At 62.8% G+C, this 25,290-nt stretch carries 26 protein-coding genes and 3 pseudogenes; 19 read left to right on the top strand and 10 right to left on the bottom strand.

What is annotated here, in order from left to right:
* The first annotated feature begins 5 nt into the window (after positions 1 to 5).
* Positions 6 to 185 (top strand): DUF7501 family protein, encoded by a 180-nt coding sequence (locus NGM68_RS13490; RefSeq protein ID WP_252698757.1) that lies wholly within the window; start codon positions 6 to 8, stop codon positions 183 to 185.
* 66 nt (positions 186 to 251) lie between these two features.
* Here NGM68_RS13490 and NGM68_RS13485 read toward each other — a convergent pair whose 3' ends face one another.
* Positions 252 to 1,913 (bottom strand): gamma-glutamyltransferase family protein, encoded by a 1,662-nt coding sequence (locus NGM68_RS13485; protein ID WP_252698756.1) that lies wholly within the window; start codon positions 1,911 to 1,913, stop codon positions 252 to 254.
* Positions 1,914 to 2,184: 271 nt separating this feature from the next.
* Between NGM68_RS13485 and dinB the strand changes: the two genes are divergently transcribed.
* Both dinB and NGM68_RS13475 read left to right on the top strand, forming a co-directional pair.
* The gene (dinB, locus tag NGM68_RS13480) at positions 2,185 to 3,576 is read left to right on the top strand and encodes a DNA polymerase IV (RefSeq protein ID WP_252698755.1); all 1,392 of its coding nucleotides are present in this window, start codon (positions 2,185 to 2,187) and stop codon (positions 3,574 to 3,576) included.
* A gap of 156 nt (positions 3,577 to 3,732) precedes the next feature.
* Entirely contained in the window at positions 3,733 to 5,049 is a 1,317-nt protein-coding gene (locus tag NGM68_RS13475) for a J domain-containing protein (protein WP_252698754.1), read from the top strand.
* 10 nt (positions 5,050 to 5,059) lie between these two features.
* Here NGM68_RS13475 and NGM68_RS13470 read toward each other — a convergent pair whose 3' ends face one another.
* Positions 5,060 to 5,692, bottom strand: a complete 633-nt coding sequence (locus NGM68_RS13470; protein ID WP_252698753.1) for a uracil-DNA glycosylase family protein — start codon at positions 5,690 to 5,692, stop codon at positions 5,060 to 5,062.
* Positions 5,693 to 5,916: 224 nt separating this feature from the next.
* Here NGM68_RS13470 and NGM68_RS13465 point away from each other — a divergent pair, with 224 nt between their 5' ends.
* Positions 5,917 to 6,810 (top strand): bifunctional methylenetetrahydrofolate dehydrogenase/methenyltetrahydrofolate cyclohydrolase, encoded by an 894-nt coding sequence (locus NGM68_RS13465; RefSeq protein ID WP_252698752.1) that lies wholly within the window; start codon positions 5,917 to 5,919, stop codon positions 6,808 to 6,810.
* 63 nt (positions 6,811 to 6,873) lie between these two features.
* Here NGM68_RS13465 and NGM68_RS13460 read toward each other — a convergent pair whose 3' ends face one another.
* The 3 genes and pseudogenes from NGM68_RS13460 to NGM68_RS18255 all read right to left on the bottom strand — a co-directional run.
* Positions 6,874 to 7,590 carry a DUF7117 family protein gene (locus NGM68_RS13460; RefSeq protein ID WP_252698751.1) on the bottom strand — a complete coding sequence of 239 codons (717 nt, stop codon included), beginning with the start codon at positions 7,588 to 7,590 and terminating at the stop codon, positions 6,874 to 6,876.
* A gap of 54 nt (positions 7,591 to 7,644) precedes the next feature.
* On the bottom strand, positions 7,645 to 8,244 hold the full coding sequence (locus NGM68_RS18260) for a lysylphosphatidylglycerol synthase domain-containing protein (RefSeq protein WP_311136039.1): 600 nt from the start codon (positions 8,242 to 8,244) through the stop codon (positions 7,645 to 7,647).
* Between the two features lie 85 nt (positions 8,245 to 8,329).
* Positions 8,330 to 8,653 (bottom strand): annotated as a pseudogene (locus NGM68_RS18255) (lysylphosphatidylglycerol synthase domain-containing protein); the annotation flags it as partial.
* 277 nt (positions 8,654 to 8,930) lie between these two features.
* Here NGM68_RS18255 and NGM68_RS13450 point away from each other — a divergent pair.
* The 6 genes from NGM68_RS13450 to NGM68_RS13425 all read left to right on the top strand — a co-directional run bounded on the left by NGM68_RS13450 (position 8,931) and on the right by NGM68_RS13425 (position 15,185).
* The gene (locus NGM68_RS13450) at positions 8,931 to 9,308 is read left to right on the top strand and encodes a DUF7528 family protein (RefSeq protein ID WP_252698750.1); all 378 of its coding nucleotides are present in this window, start codon (positions 8,931 to 8,933) and stop codon (positions 9,306 to 9,308) included.
* 46 nt (positions 9,309 to 9,354) lie between these two features.
* Positions 9,355 to 9,501, top strand: coding sequence for a hypothetical protein (locus NGM68_RS13445; protein ID WP_252698749.1), 147 nt, complete (start codon positions 9,355 to 9,357; stop codon positions 9,499 to 9,501).
* 709 nt (positions 9,502 to 10,210) lie between these two features.
* Positions 10,211 to 10,486 carry a PadR family transcriptional regulator gene (locus NGM68_RS13440; RefSeq protein WP_252698748.1) on the top strand — a complete coding sequence of 92 codons (276 nt, stop codon included), beginning with the start codon at positions 10,211 to 10,213 and terminating at the stop codon, positions 10,484 to 10,486.
* 96 nt (positions 10,487 to 10,582) lie between these two features.
* Entirely contained in the window at positions 10,583 to 11,875 is a 1,293-nt protein-coding gene (locus tag NGM68_RS13435) for an MgtC/SapB family protein (protein ID WP_252701431.1), read from the top strand.
* A gap of 167 nt (positions 11,876 to 12,042) precedes the next feature.
* A complete protein-coding gene (locus NGM68_RS13430; protein ID WP_252698747.1) occupies positions 12,043 to 13,398 on the top strand; it encodes an aminotransferase class III-fold pyridoxal phosphate-dependent enzyme in 1,356 nt (451 codons plus the stop codon).
* Between the two features lie 176 nt (positions 13,399 to 13,574).
* Positions 13,575 to 15,185, top strand: a complete 1,611-nt coding sequence (locus NGM68_RS13425) for a sensor histidine kinase (RefSeq protein ID WP_252698746.1) — start codon at positions 13,575 to 13,577, stop codon at positions 15,183 to 15,185.
* Here the strand turns inward: NGM68_RS13425 and NGM68_RS13420 are convergent.
* Positions 15,182 to 15,505 carry a ribbon-helix-helix protein gene (locus NGM68_RS13420; protein ID WP_252698745.1) on the bottom strand — a complete coding sequence of 108 codons (324 nt, stop codon included), beginning with the start codon at positions 15,503 to 15,505 and terminating at the stop codon, positions 15,182 to 15,184. The two genes, NGM68_RS13425 and NGM68_RS13420, sit on opposite strands and share 4 nt — an antisense overlap.
* Before the next feature lie 125 nt (positions 15,506 to 15,630).
* Here NGM68_RS13420 and NGM68_RS13415 point away from each other — a divergent pair, with 125 nt between their 5' ends.
* The gene (locus tag NGM68_RS13415; protein WP_252698744.1) at positions 15,631 to 16,701 is read left to right on the top strand and encodes an HhH-GPD family protein; all 1,071 of its coding nucleotides are present in this window, start codon (positions 15,631 to 15,633) and stop codon (positions 16,699 to 16,701) included.
* 31 nt (positions 16,702 to 16,732) lie between these two features.
* On the opposite strand, the gene NGM68_RS13410 is transcribed toward NGM68_RS13415, so the two are convergent.
* A complete protein-coding gene (locus tag NGM68_RS13410; RefSeq protein WP_252698743.1) occupies positions 16,733 to 18,589 on the bottom strand; it encodes an ATP-binding protein in 1,857 nt (618 codons plus the stop codon).
* 150 nt (positions 18,590 to 18,739) lie between these two features.
* On the bottom strand, positions 18,740 to 19,807 hold the full coding sequence (locus NGM68_RS13405; RefSeq protein WP_252698742.1) for a DNA-methyltransferase: 1,068 nt from the start codon (positions 19,805 to 19,807) through the stop codon (positions 18,740 to 18,742).
* Between the two features lie 220 nt (positions 19,808 to 20,027).
* Between NGM68_RS13405 and NGM68_RS13400 the strand changes: the two are divergent.
* The 5 genes and pseudogenes from NGM68_RS13400 (at position 20,028) to NGM68_RS18210 (ending at position 22,743) form a co-directional block, all read left to right on the top strand.
* Positions 20,028 to 21,263 (top strand): annotated as a pseudogene (locus NGM68_RS13400) (RNA-guided endonuclease InsQ/TnpB family protein).
* 172 nt (positions 21,264 to 21,435) lie between these two features.
* Positions 21,436 to 21,570, top strand: a complete 135-nt coding sequence (locus tag NGM68_RS18215) for a hypothetical protein (protein WP_256469887.1) — start codon at positions 21,436 to 21,438, stop codon at positions 21,568 to 21,570.
* Between the two features lies 1 nt (position 21,571).
* Positions 21,572 to 21,817, top strand: coding sequence for a hypothetical protein (locus tag NGM68_RS13395; RefSeq protein ID WP_252698741.1), 246 nt, complete (start codon positions 21,572 to 21,574; stop codon positions 21,815 to 21,817).
* 122 nt (positions 21,818 to 21,939) lie between these two features.
* Complete coding sequence (locus NGM68_RS13390; RefSeq protein WP_252698740.1) at positions 21,940 to 22,533, top strand: DUF7097 family protein; 594 nt, start codon at positions 21,940 to 21,942, stop codon at positions 22,531 to 22,533.
* A gap of 75 nt (positions 22,534 to 22,608) precedes the next feature.
* Positions 22,609 to 22,743 (top strand): DUF7128 family protein, encoded by a 135-nt coding sequence (locus NGM68_RS18210; RefSeq protein WP_256469886.1) that lies wholly within the window; start codon positions 22,609 to 22,611, stop codon positions 22,741 to 22,743.
* Between the two features lie 117 nt (positions 22,744 to 22,860).
* Here the strand turns inward: NGM68_RS18210 and NGM68_RS13385 are convergent, their stop codons facing one another.
* Both NGM68_RS13385 and NGM68_RS13380 read right to left on the bottom strand, forming a co-directional pair.
* Positions 22,861 to 23,115: a DUF7508 domain-containing protein gene (locus NGM68_RS13385; protein WP_252698739.1), complete on the bottom strand. Its 255-nt coding sequence runs from the start codon at positions 23,113 to 23,115 to the stop codon at positions 22,861 to 22,863.
* Positions 23,115 to 23,543, bottom strand: coding sequence for a DUF5796 family protein (locus tag NGM68_RS13380; protein WP_252698738.1), 429 nt, complete (start codon positions 23,541 to 23,543; stop codon positions 23,115 to 23,117). The genes NGM68_RS13385 and NGM68_RS13380 overlap by 1 nt, the downstream gene beginning before the upstream one ends.
* A gap of 133 nt (positions 23,544 to 23,676) precedes the next feature.
* On the opposite strand from NGM68_RS13380, the gene NGM68_RS13375 reads away from it, so the two are divergent.
* From NGM68_RS13375 to NGM68_RS13365, 3 genes and pseudogenes are all read left to right on the top strand, one after another.
* The gene (locus NGM68_RS13375) at positions 23,677 to 24,543 is read left to right on the top strand and encodes a shikimate kinase (RefSeq protein ID WP_252698737.1); all 867 of its coding nucleotides are present in this window, start codon (positions 23,677 to 23,679) and stop codon (positions 24,541 to 24,543) included.
* Positions 24,540 to 24,899: a chorismate mutase gene (locus tag NGM68_RS13370; protein WP_425493574.1), complete on the top strand. Its 360-nt coding sequence runs from the start codon at positions 24,540 to 24,542 to the stop codon at positions 24,897 to 24,899. Before NGM68_RS13375 ends, NGM68_RS13370 begins: the two co-directional genes overlap by 4 nt.
* Before the next feature lie 98 nt (positions 24,900 to 24,997).
* A pseudogene (locus tag NGM68_RS13365) lies at positions 24,998 to 25,129 on the top strand (ribbon-helix-helix domain-containing protein); the annotation flags it as partial.
* Between the last annotated feature and the right edge of the window lie 161 nt (positions 25,130 to 25,290).

Raw genomic sequence — 25,290 nt, 5'->3', positions numbered from 1 at the left:
GCCGTATGTCGACGCACGCAACCCACTGGAGTGATACCGCGACCTGCCCGTTCTGTGGCAGTGAGCTCGCCGACCCCGGTGCCGGGTTCGTCGATCACATCGGGGCGAGCCCCGACTGCCAGACCGAGTTCGATAGCTGGCGCGAGAACGTCGCCGACGACCTCGGCGGTACCTGGAGCGGGTAAGTCACGGCCACTCGAGCTCAGTTCGCAGTCCGCTTCACTCGAGATTACGGGCTCGAGCGCCGTTCCTCAGAATCCGACCGCCTGCCCGTCCTTCCGGGGTTCGGTCGCCCCGGTGAGCACGTCCCCCGTACGGCGAACGAGTTGTGCGCCGCCGAACAACGACGGCGGGAGGATCCGCACGTCGTGGCCTTTTCGAACCAGTCCCGTTTGATTGGGTAGCCGTTCTTCGACGCCGAGCGTCCCCTCCTCCCGGTAGCGCCAACGAGGCGCGTCGAGGGCCTCCTGGGCACCCATCCCATAGTCGACGAGGTTCGAAATGAGCTGGACGTGGCCCTGGGGCTGCATATAGCCGCCCATCACGCCGAAGGCGGCCCAGTCGTCCTCGTCGAATTTCGCGATCGCCGGAACCAGGGTGTGGAACGGTCGCTTGCCTGGCTCGAGGCTGTTCGGATGGTCGGGATCGAGCGAGAACGACGCCCCACGGTTCTGGAGCGCAATACCGGTGTCGCCGGCGACGAGGCCGCTGCCGAAGCCAGCGAAGCGGGAGTTGATGTAGGAGACGAGGTTCCCCTCCGCGTCGCCCACCGTCAGGAGGACGGTGTCGGCGTCCTCGGCCGCCTTCGTTGGCACGCCAACCTCGGGATCCTGGATGGGACTGTCGCCGATTGCCGACGCCCGCTCGCGAGCGTAGGCCTTCGAGGCAAGCGGTGGAACCGTCTCGTACTCCGGATCCGTGATGTAGTGGTGCCCGTCGACGAACGCGAGTTTCATCGCCTCCGCGAAGGCGTGGATGCGCTCGGGGGAGTCGTAGTCGTGCTCGCCGGCACCGATCTCCTCGGCGATATTGAGCGCCTCGAGGGCGATCAGCCCCTGGTTGTTCGGCGGCAGTTCGTAGACCTCAGTGCCGTTGTACGTGGTGCTGACCGGGTCGAGGAACTCCGGTTCGAAGGCGGCGAGGTCGTCGACCGTCATGAACCCGCCCTGGGACTGGATCTCCTCGGCGATGGCCTCGGCGATCTCACCCTCGTAGACCACGTCTGCGCCCTCCTCGGCGATTCGTTGCATCGACTCGCCGAGGCGCTCGAGCGTGACGACCTGTCCCGGATCAGGTGCCTCGTCGTCGAACAGGTACGCCTCACGGGCGTGGTCGTCAGTGAAGAGTCGGGGGCCGCCCTGCCAGTAATACGAAATGACCTCCGAGACGGGGTAGCCCTCGGTGGCATAGGTGATCGCCGGCTCGAGGACGTCCGCCAGCGATTTACGGCCGAGTTCCTCGACCGTCGCCTCCCAGCCGCGGGCCGTCCCCGGCACCGTGACCGCGTGCGGCCCGAGGAAGGGCATCTCGAGTGCGTCCTCGTCGGACGCGTCGTCGACGGCGTAGCCCCGGGCTTCGGGGTACCAGTCCGCAGCGTTCCCGTGGTCGCGGATCGATGCGGAGACGTTTTCGATCGTCGCCTCGGCAGGCGCGCCGCCGCAGGCGCGCATCGCCCCCACGTCGCCGTCGGCCGTCCGGTAGAGGGCGAAGACGTCGCCCCCGAGCCCCGTCGAGGTCGGTTCGACGACGTTCAGTGCGGCCGCAGTGGCGACCGCCGCGTCGAAGGCGTTCCCGCCGTCCTGGAGGATCGACAGGCCGGCCTGGGCAGCAAGCGGTTGGCTCGTCGCGACCATCCCACCGGTCGCGTGTACCGAGGAGCGTCTCGAGTCGAATCGGTCGAGGTCGTAGTCCATGTCAGCCACTCACTCACGGCGGTACCTAAACGCGTCCCTCCCGGCAGACCGGGTACGGTTCCCTTCCGTCACGTCTTCCTGTCCCCTGACTCGGCGGTGTTCAACGTACACGCTGACTGGCTTGCAACCGATTCGAACCGCGTTTCGATTACTCGTGGTGGTATCTGAACACGGCCCCTGATCCGGGGCGCAACGTTGACGGTATCCCGGCCAAAACTCGAGCACGAGCACGAGCACAAATATTGACATCGAACTCTCGAATTTCAGGCCCATGACCGACGACCCATCCCTCCCCGGCGTCGAGACGACTGCGGACGACGAGGATCGGATCGTCCTCCACGTCGACGCCGACTGTTTCTACGCCGCCTGTGAACGCCTCCGGGAACCCGACCTCGAGGGCGAGCCCGTCGTCGTCGGCATGGGCTACGAACCCGGCGACACCATCGGTGCCGTCGCCACCGCCAGCTACGAAGCCCGCGCCTTCGGCGTCGAGAGCGCCCAGGCAATCTCGACGGCGCTCGAGAATCTTCCCCGGCGAGCGGGCGTGGAGGCGGATCCGGAGCTGACCGTCGAGGAAACCGGCCACTACCGGTCGGTGGACATGGAGTACTATCAGTCGGTCGCCGCGGACGTAAAGACCATCCTCCACGACTGCGCCGACGTCGTCCGCGAGGTGAGCGTCGACGAAGCCTATCTCGACGTCACCGACCGGACGGCCTGGGCCGTTGCGGCCGGCTTCGCCCGCCACGTGAAAGATCGCATCCGTCGGGAGGTCGGGATCACGGTCAGCATTGGCGTTGCGCCGTCGATGAGCGCCGCGAAGATCGCGAGCGACTTCGACAAACCCGATGGACTCACCGTCGTTCGCCCAGGCGAGGTGCGCGAGTTCCTGGCCCCCCTCGAGGTCGACCTACTCCACGGCGTCGGCCCCGTCACGGCCCGCGAGCTTCGATCGATGGGGCTCGAGACGGCGGCCGACGTGGCAGCGACCGATCCGGAACCGTTGATCGAGCGATTTGGCGAGCGAGGCCGGGAGCTGTACGAACGCGCACGTGGTGACGACGACCGCCCGGTCGAGCCGAAAGGGCTCCCGAAGAGCTTCTCGCGGGAGTCGGCGTTCAGCGAGGCGGTCGAGGAACCCGACCCCAAGCGGGAGCTGGTCGAAACGCTCGCGGCGGCAGTCGCCGAGCGCGCCCAGCGGGAGGGAGCACTGTACCGAACCGTCGGCGTCAAAGCCGTCACGCCGCCATACGACGTCAACACCCGGGAGCGATCGTTGCCGGGGCCGGTAGACAACCCCGATCTCGTCCGCGAGATCGCCCTCGAGCTGTTCGCCGAATTCGAGACCGTCCCGGTGCGTAAACTCGGGGTGAAAGTCGCCAACCTCGAGTTCAGCGAGGTCGACCAGGCGAGCCTGGACGACGTGGACTGGAACGCTCGAACGACGACCGACTCGAGAACGTCGTCCGATCCGGGCACTGACTCGAGGTCGGGAGAACGGAGACGATCCACGGCCGATCCGTCCGACCCGGAACAGGCCGCACTGACGACGCTACTGGAGGCACACTCGAACGAGGAGGACACCGAGGAGCCATCCCAGTCCGACTCGCGTACGGATCGGTCGCGTGACTCCGGTCAGGCATCCCTTGAAGAGTTCGAGTGAACCACGCCCCATCAACACCGGCCGAAATAGCCATCACGGTGGGGTCACGATGACACGATATTCACGACCGCCGGACTGTGATATTGAAAGTATAAGTCACCGCAGGAAAACGGTGTAACAGATCACTGTTCCAGGCCACAGTTGACCGATCTCCATATGACCGACGATATCGACTTTTACGACCTTCTCGACGTTTCTGCTGACGCCTCACAGGACGACATCAAACAGGCGTTCCGCGAACAGGTGCGGGTGTATCACCCCGACCTGAACGACGACGACCGCGCGCAAGCGCAGTTTACGGCGTTGAAGAAGGCCTACGACATTCTCGGGGATCCGGTCGAACGACAGGCCTACGACCGCCTCGGTCACGAGGACTACGTCGCGAAACGAACGTCTGGGCTGCCCTCCCCGGACGTGTGGAAGCGGTCGACCAACTCGAGGGAGAGCGAAAGTGAGGGTACAGAAAAGACGGGGCAGACGACTATTGGGGGATCGTCCACGGGTGCCAGTGCTGGCACCGGTACCGACGACAGCACCGGTTCCAGCACCACTACCGGCACCAGCACATCGGGGACGACCACCGGACACACCGGCTCGAGCGCGCGGACGCAGACCGGAACTGGGGCGAGCGCGACGGGGACGGGTGGTGGGCGCGCTGCCGGCACCGCCACCGGTGCCAGTACCGGTTCCAGCTCCAGCACCACTAGCCACCGGACGCGCTCGAACACCACCGCGAGCGGACGGGCAACCGCAGGTAGCACACGATCGTCCACGAGTGACACCCATAATCGGTTCGCAGGGAATCCCCTTTTCCGGTGGTGGCGCAACCAAAACTTCGCCTGGCCGCTCATCTGGACGGCAATCGTGACGTATCTCGCTGGACTGGTTCACTTCGGCCTCGAGAACGAAGCGAGCCTCCTCGACCTCAGCCGAGAACTCCAGGCCGCTGGTACGGATCTGGCTACGGTCTGGACGCTGCTATCGAGTAGCCGCCACGGAATCGCCACCGCCATCGGCTTCGTCTCCGGGGTCGAGTTTTTCACCCCACCGATCGAGCCCGTCCAGTGGTACGGCGCGCTGGCCGGCATCGTCCTCACTGCCCTGCTCGTCGTGCTCGCTGCACGTATCGCGTGGCGAACACATACGTGGGGCCCCGTCTCCCTCGACGAGACCATCGTGGTAGCCATCGCGCTCGCGGCAGTGACGCTGTTGCTCGGCGGGCCGTTCCTGGCCGGTGCCGTGTTGATGCCGCTGTTTTTCGGCGTCATCGTCCACCGAACCCACCAGCTTCCGGGCTGGTCGCCATCGTATCTGTACGTCGTCTGTGTCTCGGCGCCCCTCGCTGGGTTCGGGCTGAGCGCTGCGGGTTACGGCACGCTTGCGGCTGATCTCGCATTGTTCGTCGTCATCCCATTGGTCGGCGCGCTCGGGTTGCCGATGCGGGTGAGCATCCGGACGCACTTCCGTCGCTAGCAGGAGAGGCTCAGCCCACTCGCGTCGCCACGCCCTTCGTCTGGCGGTAATCGGACGCCAGAATCGCCTCGAGCTTCGCGGCTAACCGGGCGCGGTCACCGGACTCCCACTCCGCAGGATCGAGAATCGGCACGACCATGAATCCGCGGCCGCGGAACTCACGAGCGTGGAGGGCGGGCATCTCGAGGTCAATCCGGTGGCGCTGGGTCGTGTACTCCCGGAGGACGTGGTCGGTCGCCCTCGCGCCGACCGGTAACAGGATGTGGGCGTTGATCGCGCGCAGTTCCGCGTCGAAGTATCGCTCGAGTTCGTCGTACTCCGCTCGCGTCGGTGCCCGGTCGCCGGGGAGTGTACACATGTGCAGGTAGTTCACGAAGAGATTCGAGAGGTCGGGATCCGCGAGCGGGCCGCTACTGAACCCTGCCTGGCGAAAGACCTCGAAGAGGGTCTCCGACGAATCGACTTCGGTGAACGGTACCCCCGTAGTCGTCCCGCCGTGAACACCCGGATGATCACCGATCAGGTGAAAATCCGCGTTGGCGTCACCGTAGCCGAAGACCGCCGGGTGGGCACCCGGGTCGTTCTTTGCAAACGGCGGTCGCATGCCGAAGGGGTTGCTCCGTCGTTCCGTTACGTTCTCCACGGAGAACGGAAGGCTCTCGTCGAAAATAACGGTGTTGAACCGTCGTTGGTGACGGTGCCTCGACCGACAATGACCTGCTTGAGTGCCTGCTGGCCGGTCGAACGCTGGTGGCAATCCACGCGACCGGAAAAATAATGCACAGACATGGATATAATCAGAACGCATTTCCACGAGATAGGCACGAACCCGAGCATTAATGACGCTCGCCCTCCCGAATTCACGTAATGACACGAATCATCGACGGGAACGCGGTCGCGAGCGAGATACGGGACGACCTCGGCGACGCCATCGAAACGCTTGCCGACGCTGGCTCGCGTCCCGGTCTGGCCACCGTGTTGATGGGAGATGACCCTGCGAGTCAGACCTACGTCTCGATGAAACAGCGCGACTGCGAGGAGGTCGGCATCGAACCCCACCACGTCGACGTTCCCGGCGACGCCGCGCCCGAAACCCTCTACGAGACCATCGACGACCTCAACGAGAACCCCGACGTCCACGGCTACCTCGTGCAGGCACCGGTTCCGGATCACGTCGAGTACCGGGAGGTCATCCGTCGAATCGACCCACTCAAAGACGTCGATGGCTTCCATCCCGAGAACGTCGGCCGTCTCGTCGCCGGCGACGCCAGGTTCCGCCCCTGTACCCCTCACGGCGTCCAGAAACTCCTCGAGGCCGCGGACGTGGACACCGAGGGGGCGGATATCACCATCGTCGGCCGATCCGACATCGTCGGCAAGCCGCTGGCGAACCTGCTCATTCAGAAGGCCGACGACGGGAACGCGACGGTCACGGTGTGTCACTCCCGAACCGATGACCTCGGCGAAAAGACCCGCAGTGCCGACGTCGTCGTGGCCGCCGTCGGCGTCCCCGAGTTGCTCGACGGCTCGATGATCGGCGAGGACGCAGTGGTCATCGACGTCGGCGTCAACCGCGTCGACGCCGACACGGAGAAGGGGTACGAACTGGTGGGTGACGTCGACTTCGAGAGTGCAAAAGCGCGAGCGAGCGCGATCACACCCGTTCCGGGCGGTGTCGGACCGATGACGCGGGCGATGTTGCTGTACAATACGGTCAAGGCGGCCAGCCTGCAGACGGGGATCGACGTCGATCTACCTTAATTCACGCTTCAACCACCACGTTGCGACGTCGATCCCGTTCAGACGAGACTGCGAGAGGATTCCTCAAAAAACCGTCTCGAGGCGTTCCTGAGCCAATTCGAGTTCGTACTCGTCGCCACGAACACCGTTCCCCAGGTGACGCGCCGCCTCGAGCAGCGTCTCGGCCGTCCCCGGATCGACGTCACCGTCGAGCATGCGCAGTCTGGTCTCGTGATCGATCAGGATCTCGAGCGTGCTTCGAGCCGCGTCGCTGAGCGTGCGATCTGTTTCCTCGATCCAGAGCCGAATATCGCGCCGGTAGTCCCGAATCGAGTCCGCGACGGCGAGTCCGCGACCCTCCCGGAAGGACGCTGGTATCGTCACCGCGTCGGGGCGCTTGCCCGCGTCCGCATCCCGGAGCAACGCGAGAAAGTACAGTTCCTCGTCCTCCGTGGGCTGGGACGTTCGGGCGACCAGATCCGCGACGTGGTTGAGTTCCGCCGCGGCGAGATACGCCTCGTCCAGTTCGCGGAGGCGACCGCCGCTGACGAAGCCCCGGTTTCGGAGGTACTCCCGACACGCGGCCCGGGCCCGGTCGGCCAGTTCCTCGTTCGAGCAGTCGTCGATAGCCCCCCGAACGGCGGTGAGATCGAAGTCGGTGGGTCGGTCGGTGTGACTCGAGCGCTCGCCCGTGCCGACGCTACGAAGACTGCCACAGGCCGGGCAGCCGACGCTGCCGGTCTCGAAGTACGACCAGCGGGTGCCACAGTCGGTACACTCACGCTCCCCGCGAATGTTCATCACGCGAGTGTAGCGCCGCGAGTTCAAAAGACCCATCGGTGTGGTTTCCGGCCGTCAGTTCCTGTAGAAGGCTGGGAACGCACAGACGCCACCGATGCCGATGGTGAGCCAGTATGTACACAATCGGTAAACGAGGGCAACCGAGAGCGCAGCCCCCACCTCGAGGTGGCCGAGCGTCGTCAGGCTGGCAGTGACGATGGCTTCGACGCCGCCGGTGCCACCGGGTGCCGGGACGAGGGCCCCGAGTTTACCGACGGCCACTGTTACGGCGACGACGCCCAGGGACAGGTGGTAACCGAGGGCGCTCGCACCGATGTAGACGGGCAACATGAGGAAGGCCATCCCCAGGTGTGCAGACACCGTCGCCACCGCGAGCGTGCGCCGGTTGGCACCGATTGCGTCGATGGTCGCGTAGAAGCCATCGAGACGACCGCGAACCATGTCGGGACACAACAGGGCGTCGAATCGATCGGTCACGGAGCAGGTGACCCGGGCAACGACGGCGACCGCTCCGAGGACGAGCCAGTACACGACTGCTCGTCGCCAGAGCACGACCGCCAGCACCGCGACGACGATCAGGAAGGCCACCCCGAAGACGGCCAATCGACTCACGAACGCGGTCGCAATGGTTCCACCGGCGACGATGGACGCCACGCCGAGAAAGCCAAACGAGTAGTACGGTAGGTAGTGTCAGGACGTCCGCCGCCAACACGCCAGCGAGGCCGTCTTCGTAGGCGAGTTCCCCCTCACGAGTGACGAGGTAGGCGACGAGTGGCTCCGTCGTGACCTGTCCGTAGGGGGTGACGTATTTGATGAACATCGCCGTCAGGAACAACATTCCCACCTGCCGTCGACGGAGCGAGTCGTCGACCAGGGTCAGGAACTGCACCCAGACCAGTCCGCGAAAGGTCAACGCGAGCGCTCCAGAGAGCAGTCCGACGCCGAGCAAGCGGCGGTCGGCAGCAGCGAGTTCGGCGAACACGGTGTCGCTCCCGACGAGCGACAGGAGGAGGGCAAGCAAGGCGGCGGCAACGCCGACGCCAAGCACGAACCGACGTTTCATATTCCTAACATTGTGGCCACCCATTAATTATTTTTGGATTGTCTTTTTCAGTGTGAAACGAGTGCCATTCACACGGTTCCCATCCTCGTGCAAAATTGGCCCGATATGCTAACATGGGTGACGCCTCCGCAAGAATTTATATCCACCGTGTGAAACGATCAGACGATGACACGGAGTAGCCTCACTCCTGATCGAGAAATTCGTCGATAATCGCACCCTCTCCGTCCAGACGGACGGGGAAACCATCGTTCTCGTCGTCGGTTCCGACACCTATCCGTTGACCACCGGCGACGTCAGCCGGCTTCGCAACCAACTCACCGAGGCACTCGAGCGCACCGAGGAGTTTACCCATACCACGGCGACCCGTCGGGGCGACGGCACGTACGTCGTCGCCCGCCGCGGGGCGACCTCGAGTGGCCATCGAAAAGTGTTCGATTCGTTCGAGGCGGTGAAGCAGTTGTACCAGGAGTTGCCGTCGACGTTTACCGTCTCGGACGTCGACTACGACGGGGTAACCGGCTCTCGGCGACACATACTCCTCTGGCACCTGCTCGAGCACCCCGCGTTCGCGTGTAAACTCGTGCAACGCCAGCCACTGACGGGACGAAAGACAGCCCTAGATTCATCGCTAGCGCCGCCCCATGAGCACGAGTAAGCCGACCGCCCGCCCCTTTTTTAGCGTGGAACGTCGAGTGTGTCCTATGCGCGATGAGGAAGAAATCCGCGAGCAGTACGAATTTCTCGTCGACGAGCTCGAGAGCGAAGAGATGCGCCACGAAGGAGTCAGAAAGATGTTCACCCACTATCGACGGGCGCTCGGTTGGGTGCTCGAGGAAGAACATATGTGAACCGGCTCGGGGTCAAGCCCCACGGCTTCCCGTAGAAACGCCGAACGAGTTCGGTTCCCGACGTATCATCGCCCGTGGCGGTGTCGTTACCTTTAAGTCTCCCGAGTGAATTTTCTCACTTGACGCTTCGCTTTGGAGGGCCGAAGCGTCAGCGGGGACCAATTCAGGGCGGCAAGCAATCGTACGGCCCTTTTCATGCCGTACGGTTTGCTTTCCTGTTTACGATCACACAGCGAGCGACTGCTGTGGGTTGCGGGAGTTGTACCCGGCCGTTCGTGTTCGTGGTCGAACCTATAGTAGCCACTGCAAGTCAACGCACACCCGATCGCCAGACCTGTCGGCGATCAGTGTGTGAATCGTTTCAGTTGTTACTACTGAGCGAAGGGGTCTCGCGAACACGAGGAACACGGGGCGTGACCAGCGTTCGGCCCGCGAGCCAGAGTTGTACTGTTATCCTCGAATTCTCGCGTAATCCTCGAGAGCGGATCCTGAACGTGGTTGCCGAATCAATATAGAATAATCAGATAAAAAACGCTCTGTATGCTAAACATGAGGTGTGTATTATGCGTCTGTCGAAGAAAACTCGTCGGAGAGCTTACGATTTGATGACAACGATAATAGTGGTATGCACCGAGCTATCCGGGTAGATTCGATCGTAACCCGATATCTTTATTAAAATTCGACAAGAAGTACAGGTGGTACGTTCCCAATGTACGACCTGACAGGATTCCAGCGAGATCTGTTGTACGTGATCGCCGGTGAAGAAGAACCACACGGACTCGCCATCAAAGAAGAACTCGAGCAGTACTACGAGAAGGAAATCCACCACGGTCGCCTCTACCCGAACCTCGACACACTGGTCGATAAGGGCCTCGTCGAGAAGGGCAGCCGCGACCGCCGGACGAACTTCTATACGCTCACCCGCCGTGGCCGACGTGAACTCGAGGCCCGCCGGGACTGGGAAGGACAGTACGTCGACCTGTAAGTGTAAGTCGACACCGATCCTTTTCATACTGCAACTACCGTCTCCAGACGACCACCGACTGCAGACGACCACCTACCACACGAGCCACATCGAATGCTGACAGACGTCCCCCTCCAGACGATCGACGCCCCCCTCGACGAGACGGTCGTCCGAATCGCGCTTGCCGGCGCGCTCGGGATGTTCCTCGGCCTCGAGCGCGAGTGGTCACAGAAATCTGCGGGGATCCGAACCTTCTCGCTAATTAGTCTGCTCGGCGCGCTCTTTACGATCCTCGTCCTCGAGACGGAGGTCGGCGAGAGTCTGTTACTCCTCGGCGGGTTGCTCGTCATCGTCCAGGGCGTCTTGCTCGCCGCACAGGGCCTTATGGGCGAGGAGGACACTGGTCTCTCGCTGACGACGTCCGTCTCGATGCTGGTCGCCTACGGCGTGGGCGCACTCGTCGCCGCCGGGTTCATCCTCGAGGGGGTGACCATCGCCGTCCTCTCGTCGCTGTTGTTGGTGCTCAAACGCGAACTCCACGAGTTCGCCTGGGGACTCACCCGGGCGGAGATGCGCTCGACGACCGAGTTCGCCATCTTGGCGTTCGTCATCTACCCACTGTTGCCCGCCGAAACGACGCTCGAGTTCGGCGAGCTGGTGATTCCGATCGAGCCACAGATCATCTGGCTCATGGTCGTCGCGGTCGCCGGAATCGGCATCGTCAACTACGCCATCGTCTCGAGTTACGGCGGACGCGGGATCGCCGTCACTGGCTTTTTCGGCGGCCTCGCCTCCTCGACGGCCGTCGTCGGGACGATGCTCGACCACGTCAACCAGCGACCGGCCGCGGCTTCTTATGCCGTGGCCGCCATCCTACTCGCGAACGCCGCGATGGCCGCCAGAAACCTCGGGATCGCGGTCGCGTTCACGATCGGTAGCGACGTCTCACCCCTGCTCGAGGCGGTCGCCCCGCTCGGTGCGGTTATCCTCGTCGCGTTCGTCGTCGCCGGCTACATCGCCGACTGGGGCGAGTCGACGCCGATGGAACTCGAGAGCCCGTTCTCGATGAAAAACGCCCTCGCGTTCGGAGCGGTATTCCTGGTCGTCCTCGTGTTCGGGTCGCTGGCCGAAACGTGGTTCGGGACGCTCGGATTCTACGCGACGGCCGTGGCGAGCGGCCTCATCTCGAGTGCCGGGGCGACGACCTCGGCGGTCGTCCTCTACCGCGGTGGCCAACTCGCCGCACCCGAGGCGACGATCGCGATCTTGCTCGCGACGGTTTCCAGTATCATCGTCAAGGCACTGCTCGCCGCCAGCTCGACCAATCGGACGTTCAAACGGCAGGTGGCAATCTCGAGCGCACTCCTGTTGATTGGCGGGGCGATCGCGACGGTGGCCGTCGTCATCTAGGAACCGTGAACGGCTCGGAGAGCCGAGACAGGTTTCGTTCGTACCCCAAGCAATCGCCGATAGCCACCGATCGATGGGGTCGACGATGGCGTGAGCCACAACGGTTCCCAGAAGAATTGCGCGAACCACAACGAATATTTTTACTTAGTGGCCGGCTGAGCTATCGTATGGATCGAGACACGGTCGAACCTCGAGTCGAGACGATTCCTGGGAAACGGGCAACGCAGTGGGTTGACTATCACCACCAGTTCTCCGCACCGAGCACCTACGTCTACGAATTCGTCTGGGACGCAGGGGAAGACGCCATTGGGCCGTTCTGCACCGACGTCGACGGCAACGTCCTCATGGACTTTACGAGTCACGTCGCCGCGGCCCCGCTCGGCTACAACAACCCCGCCGTCCGCGAGCGTCTCGAGGAGTTCGACCTCGTCGATCCGCTGAAAATCGCTGGACAGGATTTCTACGTCAGTGGCGGTGGCGGTGGTCCCGCTGATGCGGACTTTCCGGGCCCGACCCAGTTGATGGATCGGCTCGTCGACCTCACCGATCACTACGGGATGGATCGGGTGTTCCTCTCGAACTCGGGTGCCGAAGCGGTCGAGAACGCCATCAAGATCTGTTACGCCTCGGGTGGGCATCGGGCGTTCACCTTCGATGGCGCGTTCCACGGCCGGACACTCGGGGTTCTCTCGCTCAACCGATCGAAAGCCGTCCACCGCAAAGGGTATCCCGAAGTACCCGGCGTCGTGAGCGTTCCGTACCCCTCGACCCAGGATGAGTACAACACCGACTGGTCGACTGACGGCCCGGGCGGCAACGTCGTCGCCGACAAACTCGACCCTGACCTGGGGGTTATCGACCCAGACGAAGTCGCCTACCTGATCCTAGAGCCCGTCCAGGGAGAGGGCGGCTACCGCGTCCCCCACCCCGACTTCGCTCGTGACGTCGAGGCGCTTCGCGACCGGTTCGGGCTGAAGGTCATCGCCGACGAGATCCAGTCCGGGCTGGGCCGTACCGGCGAGATGTGGGCCATCGACCACCTCGACCTGACGCCGGACGTCATCACCAGCGCCAAGGGGCTTCGCGTCGGCGCGACGATCTCCCGATCCGACGTGTTTCCCGAAGAGAAGGGGCGCATCTCCTCGACCTGGGGGGCCGGCGACCTCATCGCGTCGATGCAGGGCGTGTTGACGATCGACGCCATCCGCGAGCAAAACCTGCTGTCGAACGTCCGGACGCGCGGTGACCAGCTTCGGTCGATCCTCGAGGAGCGTGACGCCGAGGGCGTCATCGACGTCCGCGGACGTGGACTGATGCTGGCGATCGAGTTCGACACCAAAGACCGACGTGAGGCAGTGGTCGAGGCGGCGATGAAACGCGGTCTGCTCACCCTCGGCTGTGGCCACAAAACGCTTCGGCTGTTGCCACCGCTCGACGTCACCGAGCGCGAAATCGACCTCGCCACGCGGCTGCTCTTCGAAGCGATCGACTCGGTGGCTGCGGAACAGCCCGCACCCGTCTGAGCGGTTCGTTGCGATCGATTCACCCGTCTTTCACGTTCAGGCTGGTCGAGACGTTCGGTCGCACCGGGCACTATGTTTTTATAACCTGATCAACAACAGCCATGGTAGCAAATGGCACTCTACGGCGCGCTGTACCGTTCGACCGGCCGCAGTCCCTGTGAGCGCCCAGTGCCCGTATGAAAACGGCCCACCGGTTTCTGGTGGCGTTCCTCGTCGTTTTCCTGGTTACGAGCGCCGTACTCGTCGCAACATTCGATGCCCACCGAAACGACGTCACCGACTACACCGATGGGTCGATCGAGGCCCAGGCCGATCAGTCTGCCGACGTCCTCGACGACCGACTTCGCGGTCAGGTCGAAACGCTCGAGGTCGCCGCGACCAACGACGCCCTCATCGATCACGAGAGCGACGAACAAGCGAGCGCGATCGAAGCGCTGGTCGAGACCTCCGCGTTCGACGGGGCAAGCGTCGTCGATTCGTCTGGAACCGTCCGGGCGATTACGACCGGGGACGACGGTGCGGCTTCCGACGATCTCATCGGCGCCGACTTCAGCGATCGGGAGTACGTCCAGTGTGCCCTGGCCAATCGATCCTGTATCAGCGATCCGTTCATGGCCGAAACGGACAACCACATCGTGGTAATCAGCGTGCCGGTACGCGACGATGGTGAGATCGTCGGCACGGTCAATGCCGCCTATCACCTCACTGAGACGACCTTCTTCGATCCGCTCGTCGGCTCAGCGGAGCGAACAGGGATGACGGTCACCGCTGACGAGTCGGTGCTCTACAGCGACCGCGAACGCTTCGAGGAAACCATCGACCGACAGGCCGACCTCGAGATGGTGGACTGGACGGTCACCGTCCATCACGATCAGGCCGCGTTGGGCGAGACACTGGATCGATTGCGGACGTTCCAGATCGCCACCGGAGTCCTCCTCCTCGGCACCGTCGGTGGCTTCGGGCTGTGGGTGTATCACTCACAGATTCAGCGGATTCAACGGCTATCTCGGCGTGTCGGCGCACTCGAGCGCCGGGCGTACGACGAAACGGAGCCCGTCGGTGGGCCGGCAGAGTGGCGTCGGATCGATCGGGCGCTCGACCGGCTGGCCCGCTCGCTCGAGCGTCGCGAGCAGATGTTGCTCGTCTACAACCGAATCCTTCGGCACAACCTCCGCAACGAACTCAACATCATTACCGGCTACGCCGCTCACCTCGAAGCGACCCTCGAGGACGAGGAGTCGACCGCGGCGACGGACATCCGACTGGCGGCGACCGATCTCCTCGACCTCGCAGACCGAGCCCGAACGACCGAACACTTGCTCGATCGACCGAGTTCGAACCCACCAGAGATTGATCTCGTCGACGTAGTCACCGATCGCGTCGAGGCGTTTACGGAAGCGCATCCGGGAGTGACCGTCGACCTCGAGACCCCCGCGAACGCAGTCGTCGTCGGTGGCGAGGAACTCGAACTGGTCGTCGACGAACTGCTCGAGAACGTCGTCGAGCACGCGGGTGACGACGCGACGATCGAGATCACGGTGACGGTTACGGACGCGACCGTCAGCATGCAATTCGCCGACGACGGACCTGGTATACCCGAGGAAACGGCTGCACTCCTTACCGGGGACAGCGATATCTCGCCGCTCAACCACTCGGCGGGGATCGGCCTCTGGCTCGTCGACTGGACGGTTAGCCGGTACGACGGGGCGCTTACGTTCCCGGCGGGTGCGGAGGGCGGCGTCGTCGAGGTCGTTTTCAAACGTGGTGGGGGCGACCCAGGCGATTAAAACTGGTACCGTCGTTCGTCGTCCATCTTCGGGTACGCGTTCGCGCCGGTCATCTCTTCGAACGTCATACCCGAGAGATACTCGTCGTACGTGACGTCGTAGCCGGAGCGAAGCTGGAAGTCGAGTTTGCCCGTATCCACGGTCGTCTGGAACAGCATGTGCACCGCTCGCCGGACGAGTTCGTCGGTCGACTCCGGTTCGAGGGCCGCTTGCAACAGTGCCAGTTCGTTTCGCGTCTCTCGATCGAGGGCGACCGATAGCTCATCGCCGAGGTCGGCGTACGTCTCGTTCATCTCCGAATTCAGCTCCTCGAGACTCATACCAGGGGTGACTCGAGGGCAACGGATAGACCTTTCGCGCTTGGGTCGGCGCTGCTGCGTTCACCAGTTTCCTGCCGATCCCGGAAACCGCCAGGGGTAAGGTCATCGATTCGCAACCTCGAGCAATGAGTCCACGCGAGGGTGGTGACGAGCCCAACGGTGAGAACGAGCCGACGGATCGTGGCGGTGGTGACGGAAACGGTGACAGTGACACCGCTCGCGAATCGGCCCCGCTCCCGACCGGCGACGACCTTGAGGCGATCCAGTCGGCGCTCATCGAGTGGTACGAGGACGATCACCGCGAGTACCCGTGGCGACAGACCGACGACCCGTACGCGATCCTCGTTAGCGAGGTGATGAGCCAGCAAACACAGCTCGACCGGGTCGTCGACGCCTGGGAGGCCTTTCTCGAGCGCTGGCCGACCACCGCCGCGCTGGCTGACGCCGACCGAGCCGACGTCGTCGGCTTCTGGTCGAGTCACAGCCTCGGCTACAACAACCGGGCGAAGTACCTCCACGAGGCAGCGCGGCAGATCGAGACCGAATTCGACGGGACGTTTCCGGAGACGCCCGAGGCGCTGCAGTCGTTGATGGGCGTCGGCCCGTACACGGCCAACGCCGTCGCGAGCTTTGCGTTCAACAACGGCGATGCCGTCGTGGATACGAACGTCAAGCGCGTCTGTTTCCGTGCATTCAGCGTCCCAGACGACGACGACCAGTTCGCGACGGCCGCGAACCACCTCCTGCCCGAGGACCGCTCTCGAGTGTGGAACAACGCCGTCATGGAACTGGGGGCGGTCGCCTGTGGCAAACAGCCACGCTGCGAGGCGACCGGCTGTCCCTGGAGGCAATGGTGTCGCGCCTACGCCACCGGCGATTTCTCCGCTCCGGACGTCCCAACGCAATCGACCTTCGAGGGGAGTCGCCGCCAGTTCCGCGGTCGCGTAATTCGAACGCTCGAGTCCTACGACGAACTCGCCCTCGACGAACTGGGGCCGCGCATCCGCGTCGATTACACGCCAGACGGCGACCACGGCCGGGAGTGGCTCGAGGGACTGCTCGAGGATCTCGAAACGGACGGACTCGTGGAACTCGAGACGCGATCACGCGGTATCCACGCTGATCCGGAAGAAGACCGTGGTTCCTCGAGTGACGACGCCAACGAGAGCGAACGCGTCGTTCGACTCAAACGGTAGGGGCCGCTCGCTGTCGGATCCGACCCCTTCGTCACTCCATCTCGAGTTCCGGTCGATCCGACCCTTCGTCGCGAGGAAGCGTGATCGTCACGACACCCCCGTTCGACTGATCGTCCGGGAACGAGAGCATCCCACCGGTTCGGTCGACCAGCAGTTTCGTCAGCCAGAGCCCGATGCCGCTACTGTGCTCGAGTGGCGAGACCGGGACGTCATCGAGGACGAGCGTTCGTTCGTGACGGGGGATACCCGGCCCGTCGTCTCGGACGTGTATCTCGATCGTCTCCGCGTTGGCCTCGAGATCGAGTTGGACGTGTGGAGTGTCCCGATCGCTGTGTTCGACGCTGTTTTCGACGAGTTCTGTCACCGCCTGTCTGAGGCCGGGGCTCACGGCGACGAGCGGTGAGTCCGTCGATGCCGGGGTGATGGTTATCTCGGCACCGGGATGTCTCCGCTGTAGATCGCGTGCCCATCGCGGAATCGCCTCGGTGAGGTCGATCGACGTGGGTCGCTGCGTATCGAACAGAATTTTCGAGGCTTTTCGCCCCTTGTTCACCGAATCGAGCAATTTCGACACGGTTCGTTGCAGATGCGCCGCGGACTCAGCGACCGTACGATCTCCCCTGGATGCAATCTCCTCGGCATACCCGGAGACGATGTTGAGGTCGTTGCGGAGATTGTGCCGGAGCATACGATCGAGGACGTCGATGTGGTAGGTGCGCTGGACGCTCTCGGTGAGATCCTGGATGTAGCCACGGTAGGTCACGTCCTGTGTCTCGTCGGTCACGGGTTCGCCGTAGATGTGAACGTACTTTTCTGCGTTCTGGGCCGTGACCAGCCGAAACTCGCCGCTGATCGTTTCGCCCGTCTCCCGGCAGGCGGCGATGATCGACTCGACCCGCTCACGATCCTCCGGATGGTAGAAGGCGAACGCCTTCTGGAGGGTCGGTTCGTACGACAGCGGGACGTCGTGGATGCGCCGGGTACCGTCGGTCCAGTAGAGGTCGTCCGTCCGAAAGTCGATCTCCCAGGCTCCGACCTTCCCGAGTTTCTCGGCGTTGTGAAACAGTTCGCGAGCCCGCTCGAGTTCGGCGACGTACTGCTGGCGCTCGAGTCGACCCGCAAACAGCGTGAGCAACGTTTCGATCAGGTGCTGTTCTTCCTCGAGAAACGGCGACGAGGTGGGCGTCTCTGGGTCATCGTGGTGGACGACCTCGAGTTCGACGACGGTTCCGTCGGAGGTCGTCTCGGTCGCGAGTATCGAATGTTCGCCAGTGTCGAACGTTCCCGTCGATGCCACCCGGTCGTTGATAGCCACTCGAACGTCAGTTAGCGCGGGCGACCAGAACGCGCGTCTCACGATATTGACGAACTCCTCGAGGAGCGACTCGAATGGTTGATCGGTGGATAACAGCAGTTCAGCGGCCTGGTGGATCGCCGAGAGCTCTTTGGTTCGTTCAGCGAGAATCCGTTCGTGGCGATCGGTTTCGTTTCGATCGGCGTCACGACACGTCTGTACTATTCGGGTCTGAAGCTCACCGGTGCCGGCTGCGACCGACTGTTTGAACACGTAGTCGGTTGCTTTTTCGGTGTGGGCCATCCGCGTTATCGCATCGACTGCGCCGTCGGTCACGAACACGCCCGGAAATCCCGGTCGTGTCCGTCGGATAGCCTCGAGGATGTCGAGTCCGGTCGTCGAGCCCAGATCCTCGGTGGCGACGAGACAGTCGACCGGGTTCTCGACGTGATCGGCCGCTCGAGCGATTGCCGCCTGGGGATCAGGCTCGAGACAGACCTCGATCGGCGCTTTACCGTCGGTCAGCGCAGCCCGGAGCTGGCTGGCGAGGGTGGCGTCACCCGCGACGATGACTACGTGCACCGGAGATGTCACAGCGCAGTATTAGTGCGGCGTAGTATAATTTCATCGATAGTATACTAATTCAACGAAAAGGTGGAGGGAGCCGATTAATCCGTTATCGAGGGCGGCACATGTTGGCTCGAGGCGACTACGTACAGGACGAGTACCTCGAGCGGGCACGAATCACTCCACCGAATCGTCCTCGAGCGGGATGTGGGCGACCCGATAGCCGTCCTCCGTCGAGTCGACGTTCGCCACGGTGTACAGCCGGATGCCCGACTCCATCTGCGTGACCACCGGCGTGTCGTAGTACTCAGCGTCGTACTCGAGGCTCGTCCCGTCCGATCGTTTCCGCTCGGCCTCGACGAACGCCCGATGACGCTCCAGGCGGCGGGTCGCCACCGAGCGCGCGAGATCCGGTACCTGCCCGAGTCGATCGTCGAACACCGAGACGAACGCCTCCTCGAGTTCGTAGCCGACAGAGTGGCGCCCGGCACACATCGCCGCGAGCGACGTCGTCCCCGTTCCCCAGAACGGATCGAGGACGGTGTCGCCGTACGCCGAGTACATACAGCACAGCCGATAGGGGATCTCGAGTGGGTAGGCTGCCGAGCGTTCCCGAACGTCGTCGTCTGGGTGCTCGAGCGTCTGGAGTTCACCGGTGACGTCCGTCCAGAGGTCGGTGAACCAGCGGTTTCGTTCCTCCCAGAAGTACGCCGCCTGGTACCGGTCGTCGTCGCCGGGCGGGAACGACCGCCGGGTGTTCCCCTTTCGGAAGACGAGGACGTACTCGTGCTCGAGGGTGACGTACGCGTTCGGGGGGATCATCCCGCTGCCCATGAACTTCGCGGCGCTGTTGGCCGGCTTTCGCCAGAGGATGTCCGGGAGCGGGTCGAAGCCACGTGTCTCGAACGCCTCGAGGATCCGGGCGTGGTTCGGATACACTCGAAAGCTACCGTCCAGCGTCCGGGTCGCGTCGCCGACGTTGATGCAGGCGATGCCACCGTCGACGAGCACGCGCTCGAGTTCCGACCAGACCTGGTCGAGCTGGGCGTGCATCGCCTCGAACGCCTCGCGACCGTCCCCGGCCTCGAGGGCGTCTCCGATCGCCGGGTCGAGCCGTCGAAAGAGGTCGTCCCACATCTCGATCATCGGATACGGCGGCGACGTGACGACGAGTTCGACCGACTCGTCGCCGACCTGTGTGAGGTCTCGAGCGTCGCCGACGACGACGCGGTGGGTCGTCTCCATTGGTTCTCTCTGTCGGCGTCGAACCCTTAGGTCTTCTTACCGAACGCCGCCGGAGTGTGGTGTTTAGCTGAAAGATAGGGCGCTAAGCCCCCGTCCTCAAGGAGCGAACGAAGCAACGCGGAGTGAACGAGTAGGGCGGGGATACAGCGCCCGCACACATATCAAACGGTTCTAATCAAAACGCTTAACTAACCACAACCACTAGCAGGAGACAAGTCACATGGAGTACAGTCCAAAATGTCGACTCTTCCCGACGAGCGAACAGCGGGAGAGACTCGACTGGACTCGTAACACCGTGCGACAAGTTTACAACCACGCACTCCACGAATTCAACAAGATACCAGAAGACGACGGAACGCTTCGACAGCGCGTCTGGCAAGTCCGAGACGACTTACCCAGACTCAAACAACAGTGGATTGACCTGAAACAAGTCTACTCCACAGTGTTACAGAAAGCCGTCGAACGCATCCGAACCAACATCAACAACCTCGGCAAACTGAAAGCCAAAGGATACAGCGTTGGCTCGTTGAACTGGAAGTAACCGCGTGAATTTCAGAGTTTCACGTATCGGCAATCGGGCTTCGAACTCGACACGAAGAGTGGCCCGAGAGACCGAGCAATTCTGAGACTCAAAAAGGTTCGCGGCGATACACTTGAAATTCCAATCCGACTCCACCGAAACCTCCCAGAGCACGACGCTATCAAAGAGATCACGGTGAAGAAAGAGCCGACTGGCGCGTGGTACGCCTCGTTCTGCATCAGTACTGAGGAACCTGAGAAACCAGACCCAGAAGACATCGATGAGGAGGACACTGTGGGATTCGACCTCGGTGTGCTCAACTTCGTTCACGATTCTGACGGGCTTTCCATTGGGCGAATCGACTTATCAGATGAGCGAGAGCGACTCGAACGCGAGCAATATGAGTCAAACAACTGGGAGAAACAACGCCGTCGAGTGGCCGAGGTTCACGCTCGGATGTCGAACAAGAAGCGCGATTACAAGCACAAGCTCGCGCACTTCTACGCGACAGAGTACGACGCTGTGTTCGTTGAGAACCTCGACGTGAAGTCGATGCTCGAATCCGAGGGGAACGCTCGGAACAAATCCGAGGTCGGATGGAGCGATTTCCGTTCGATTCTTGAACACCACTGTGACAAGCACGGCACACACTACGTGGAAGTGACTGCTCACGGCACGACGAAAGAGTGTGCGTGTTGTGGGGTAGAGACTGCGAAGCCGCTGTGGGTTCGGGAACACTCGTGCCCATCCTGTGGGTTCGAGTTGGATAGGGATTGGAACGCGGCGCTGAACGTCAAATCTCGTGGTTTGGAGAAACTAGGAGTGGTTCACTCCAAAGGTACGCCTGTGAAGACTGCGACCGCTGTGGACGTTCGTTCTGTGTCTGCAAGTCGTGTCGTTGAAACAGGAAGCTCCTGCCTCAAGGAAGCCGTGTAAGCGGCTGAGTAGGCAGGAGTAGTTCACCGAGCCGCACTCACCTACAGGCCACCGTGCACGGTTACTCGCGTAACGACGGTGGTAACAGGTCGAATGGACGCCTCGAGCACTGAACTATCCTCCCGACCAGTGCATTTATTATGTCATACTTACCTTTCACAGACAGTCAACGATGGGACTGACCAGTTTCCGGGACGATCTCAGCCCACTCGCGTGGTGGATTCTGGTTATTTCGGCAGCGGTCGTGGTGATCGCCGTCGTCGGTACCGTCCTCATCAGCGTCGAGTTCGACTTTCTTCCCCTGTGATATGAGATACGACCGACTCATCCCGTCGAAAACGCTGCTGTATCACCTCACAGGCCTTGCGTTCCGAATATACGTGACCGTCGTGATCGTCGCGGGACTGTACAGCCTCCTGTGGGTGCTCGAGATCGCCGGCTACCTCGACCAGCGAATTATCGCGACCATCTGGGTCTCGATCGCCGCGATGGGGACGGTGTTTCTCGTCCTGTTGATCCCGTTGTACTGGTCGAACCGATCGAACCAGCGGTAGCGGTCTCGAGAGGGGTCGATCCCAGGGCCGGATCCAGGATCGAGCCGAGCCCACGAGAACCAGAGACAGTGGCCACGAACGGAGACAGCAGATTCAAACAGTCTCGCGCCAACGACACAGGTATGGAGAAAACGCCACGAGGAACGTCAGTAGGTGTCGACGACCCCTACGCGTTCGCTGGCGTCTGCGATTACCTGACGAGCGACGGGCGCTGCCGGTACGCCTACGACCACTACCAGCACGACCCCGAGTTCGCCCGCGAGCGGGCAGCCCACGACTACGCGTGTCCGGTCGTCGATCCAGAGAGCGAGGGCAGTTGTGGTGGCTGTTCGTCGGTTGCAAACGCGGATGACGTGCCGGAGTGGGGAATCTGCCCCCATTTCCGCTCGCGCAACCACGACCGCGAGTGCGTCCGCTGTGGCCTCGAGGAACGTCGCATCGGATCCGAGCACACCGGAGCGGATGGAACAGGCATCCGTCCGCTACTCGAGGAACACCACCTGTCGTACGCCCGGGACGGGCGAACGCTCAGCCACGAGATCACCGTCTACCTCTGTCGATGGTGCCACGCGAAGGTGCACGGGTCGTGGGCCCGAATCACCGACGACGTCGCGCCGGATCCGGAGGCACTCGCCGCTCAGGAGGGACGACGCAGTCGCGAACTCGAGGAAGCCGCGTTCGAGACGGCGGCCGAGCGAGTCGACCGCGAGGATTGAAATCGGCAGAGTCAATCGGCTCGAGGGGTGAGAGGTGGAGAAACGGTTTTGCCGCTGTGTGTGTCATACGTCGGTATGGTGGTCTCCACCCAGCGTGACGACGCCACCTGGTACGAGTGCGAAGAGTGCGGGCTGTTGTTCGACCTCGAGACCGACGCCGAGGAACACGAACGACACTGTGACGCGGCCGGCCCGTCGTACATCCAGTAGTCCCTGGACTCTCACTGCAGTACCCGTACCAGTCGCATCGACGACCGGTTGCCGACGGTCGGAATCGACAGGCGATAAACCCCCATCAACGATCGATAATCGACAATCGGCACCCAACTATCCGTCCAGACCGGCCCGACGCCGGTGTTCGGCGGCCTGCTCCTCGGCCGCCTCGAGCGTGTGCGTCGTCTCCCAGCGGACGCGCTCGCCGTCGCCGTAGGCCAGCGCCGTCTTGAGGTCGTCGCGGAGGACGCCGGCACCGACCGACTGAATCGTCCCTTCGTCATCGCTCAATTCGTAGACGCCGGGGCGATCCGGCGCACGGGCGACCGTCGTCCGATCGAGGTCGCGCCAGGGTTTTCGAAGCGGCATCAGTCCTCGTCGACGAGTTCGTAGGCGTGTTCGCTCATCTCGTCCTCGGCGAAGACGAACACCCGGCCGTCGACGATCGAGAAGTCGGCCTCGACGCGAACCGAATACCCCTCCGTGGTGACGGTTACGCCGGGGAACAACTCCTCCTCGTCGGTCGACTCGAGCATGACCCGCCCGACGCCCGTCGACTCGAGGATGTCCTCGTGGGTGTTGCGGTCGTTGACGTAGGTCATCACGCCTTCGACGCCGTCGGGATCGGTGACCAGCACGTGTACCTCTTTGCCCGGTGGTGACCGAACGCTCCCTTCGGTGGGGTCGGGGACGCCGTTGTAGAACGTTTCACGACCGTCGAGGTAGCGGACGACGACGCCGCCGTCGACGAGCTCGACCGGAAGCGTGCTCGGGGCGACGTTACTGCGGGTGCTCATACCAGAACGCTCGGGCGCTGTCGTCAAAAACACCACGAACTCGGCGTTCGTCTCGCAAGCGGGCGGAATCTGTGTTGCGGCCAGAACCGCACCGACCACCAGTCGTAAGTAGTCCCTCCGACAGAGTGGCTGTATGGACGGTCGGGCGGTTGCACCAGCGGCAGGCACCGTACTCAACGCCCTCGCCACCGGCACCGGCTCGGCGTTCGCCATCGACCTCGAGACGACGGCGACGGTCGAGTTGATCGACGGTGACGATGGCACTAACGAGACCACCGGCAGCGTCGCCGACGCTCCCGACGCCGACACCACCCTGATCGAACGCTGTGTCGAGATAACCCTCGAGCGCTACGCCAGTTCGGCGATGGACGCTCGCGTCACCACCGAGAGCGAGGTGCCGATGGCCTCCGGCCTCAAAAGCTCGAGCGCAGCAGCCAACGCGACCGTGCTCGCCACCCTCGACGCACTGGGACTGGCCGACGAGGTCGACCCCCTCGAGGCCTGCCTGCTCGGCGTCGAGGCGGCCCGCGACGCCGGCGTCACCGTCACGGGCGCGCTCGACGATGCGAGCGCGAGCATGCTCGGCGGCGTGACGATCACCGAGAACACCGACGACCGCCTGCTCGAACGCGAGCCAGCCGACTGGCACGCCGCGGTGTACACCCCACCGACCCAATCGTTCAGCGCCGACGCCGACGTCGACGCCTGCACCAAAATCGCCACGACCGCCGACCTCGTCGCCGAACTCGCCCTCGATGGGCGCTACGGGGAGGCCATGACCGTCAACGGCTTCGCCTTCTGTGGCGCACTCGAACAATCGACGGAACCGATGCTCGAGGCCCTCCCCGAGGCCGACGGCGTCTCGCTGTCTGGCACCGGGCCAAGTTACGTCGCCGTCGGCGATCGGACGGCGCTCGAGACGGTGTGTGAACGGTGGAACGAGCGACCGGGCGAGACCCGACTGGTTCGAACGCGAAACGACGGCACAAAGACGATATGACGAACGATACCCCTACAGCGGATGCGGACGACGGCACTGGCTCGGAAACCGGAAGCGAAAGCGACCCCAACACGCGAACGCCCGATGAGATGGATCTCGAGGAGTTGCGCGAGGAGATTCAGGAGATCGATAGCGACATCGTCGAACTCATCGCGCGACGAACGTACGTGGCCGATACGATCGCCCAGGTCAAAGATGCCGAAGGACTCCCAACGACCGACGAGAGCCAGGAGACTCGCGTGATGGATCGAGCCGGAGAGAACGCCGATCGTTTCGACGTTGATGCAAATCTCGTGAAGGCGATATTCAGATTGTTGATCGAGTTGAACAAAGTACACCAGCGCGAGAATCGGTAGCAAGCAACACAGTCGTTGTGCACTCTTGTCCCACCTTCCGATGGCGTCAATGTTTGAGCGCCCAAACACCTACAGTAACACGCTGGTAATACTAGCGTATGTCTGAAGCGGCCACGAACAATGGCGACGACGAGATCCTCACGGTGAACTTCAAAGTCACACGGTCGTTTCTCGACGAAATCGAAGACACGTGGCAAGGACGGGGATTCAATAGTCGGAGCGAATTCATCGGCGGTCGAGGCGGATACCCCGAGGTCGTTCGGAAACCTGAGGTTTCCGTGATCACGAGAATCTCCGATTCTCGAACGACTTGACCTCGGGGAGGAAGCCGACACTTGGGAATATAACCACGCATCACAGGACGGCTAACTCCCCCACGCTGCCAAACACT

The organism is Natronosalvus vescus, from assembly GCF_023973145.1.
Classification (GTDB): domain Archaea; phylum Halobacteriota; class Halobacteria; order Halobacteriales; family Natrialbaceae; genus Natronosalvus; species Natronosalvus vescus.
The sequence above is the reverse complement of the archived record's forward strand: the minus strand, read 5'-3'. Positions and strand labels throughout refer to the sequence as shown.

Coding starts and splice junctions, on each gene's coding strand:
- NGM68_RS13490 (WP_252698757.1), top strand. CDS start 6: ATGTCGACGCACGCAACCCACTGGAGTGATACCGCGACCTGCCCGTTC.
- NGM68_RS13485 (WP_252698756.1), bottom strand. CDS start 1,913: ATGGACTACGACCTCGACCGATTCGACTCGAGACGCTCCTCGGTACAC.
- dinB (WP_252698755.1), top strand. CDS start 2,185: ATGACCGACGACCCATCCCTCCCCGGCGTCGAGACGACTGCGGACGAC.
- NGM68_RS13475 (WP_252698754.1), top strand. CDS start 3,733: ATGACCGACGATATCGACTTTTACGACCTTCTCGACGTTTCTGCTGAC.
- NGM68_RS13465 (WP_252698752.1), top strand. CDS start 5,917: ATGACACGAATCATCGACGGGAACGCGGTCGCGAGCGAGATACGGGAC.
- NGM68_RS13460 (WP_252698751.1), bottom strand. CDS start 7,590: ATGAACATTCGCGGGGAGCGTGAGTGTACCGACTGTGGCACCCGCTGG.
- NGM68_RS13445 (WP_252698749.1), top strand. CDS start 9,355: ATGCGCGATGAGGAAGAAATCCGCGAGCAGTACGAATTTCTCGTCGAC.
- NGM68_RS13440 (WP_252698748.1), top strand. CDS start 10,211: ATGTACGACCTGACAGGATTCCAGCGAGATCTGTTGTACGTGATCGCC.
- NGM68_RS13430 (WP_252698747.1), top strand. CDS start 12,043: ATGGATCGAGACACGGTCGAACCTCGAGTCGAGACGATTCCTGGGAAA.
- NGM68_RS13425 (WP_252698746.1), top strand. CDS start 13,575: ATGAAAACGGCCCACCGGTTTCTGGTGGCGTTCCTCGTCGTTTTCCTG.
- NGM68_RS13420 (WP_252698745.1), bottom strand. CDS start 15,505: ATGAGTCTCGAGGAGCTGAATTCGGAGATGAACGAGACGTACGCCGAC.
- NGM68_RS13415 (WP_252698744.1), top strand. CDS start 15,631: ATGAGTCCACGCGAGGGTGGTGACGAGCCCAACGGTGAGAACGAGCCG.
- NGM68_RS13405 (WP_252698742.1), bottom strand. CDS start 19,807: ATGGAGACGACCCACCGCGTCGTCGTCGGCGACGCTCGAGACCTCACA.
- NGM68_RS18215 (WP_256469887.1), top strand. CDS start 21,436: ATGGGACTGACCAGTTTCCGGGACGATCTCAGCCCACTCGCGTGGTGG.
- NGM68_RS13395 (WP_252698741.1), top strand. CDS start 21,572: ATGAGATACGACCGACTCATCCCGTCGAAAACGCTGCTGTATCACCTC.
- NGM68_RS13390 (WP_252698740.1), top strand. CDS start 21,940: ATGGAGAAAACGCCACGAGGAACGTCAGTAGGTGTCGACGACCCCTAC.
- NGM68_RS18210 (WP_256469886.1), top strand. CDS start 22,609: ATGGTGGTCTCCACCCAGCGTGACGACGCCACCTGGTACGAGTGCGAA.
- NGM68_RS13385 (WP_252698739.1), bottom strand. CDS start 23,115: ATGCCGCTTCGAAAACCCTGGCGCGACCTCGATCGGACGACGGTCGCC.
- NGM68_RS13380 (WP_252698738.1), bottom strand. CDS start 23,543: ATGAGCACCCGCAGTAACGTCGCCCCGAGCACGCTTCCGGTCGAGCTC.
- NGM68_RS13375 (WP_252698737.1), top strand. CDS start 23,677: ATGGACGGTCGGGCGGTTGCACCAGCGGCAGGCACCGTACTCAACGCC.
- NGM68_RS13370 (WP_425493574.1), top strand. CDS start 24,540: ATGACGAACGATACCCCTACAGCGGATGCGGACGACGGCACTGGCTCG.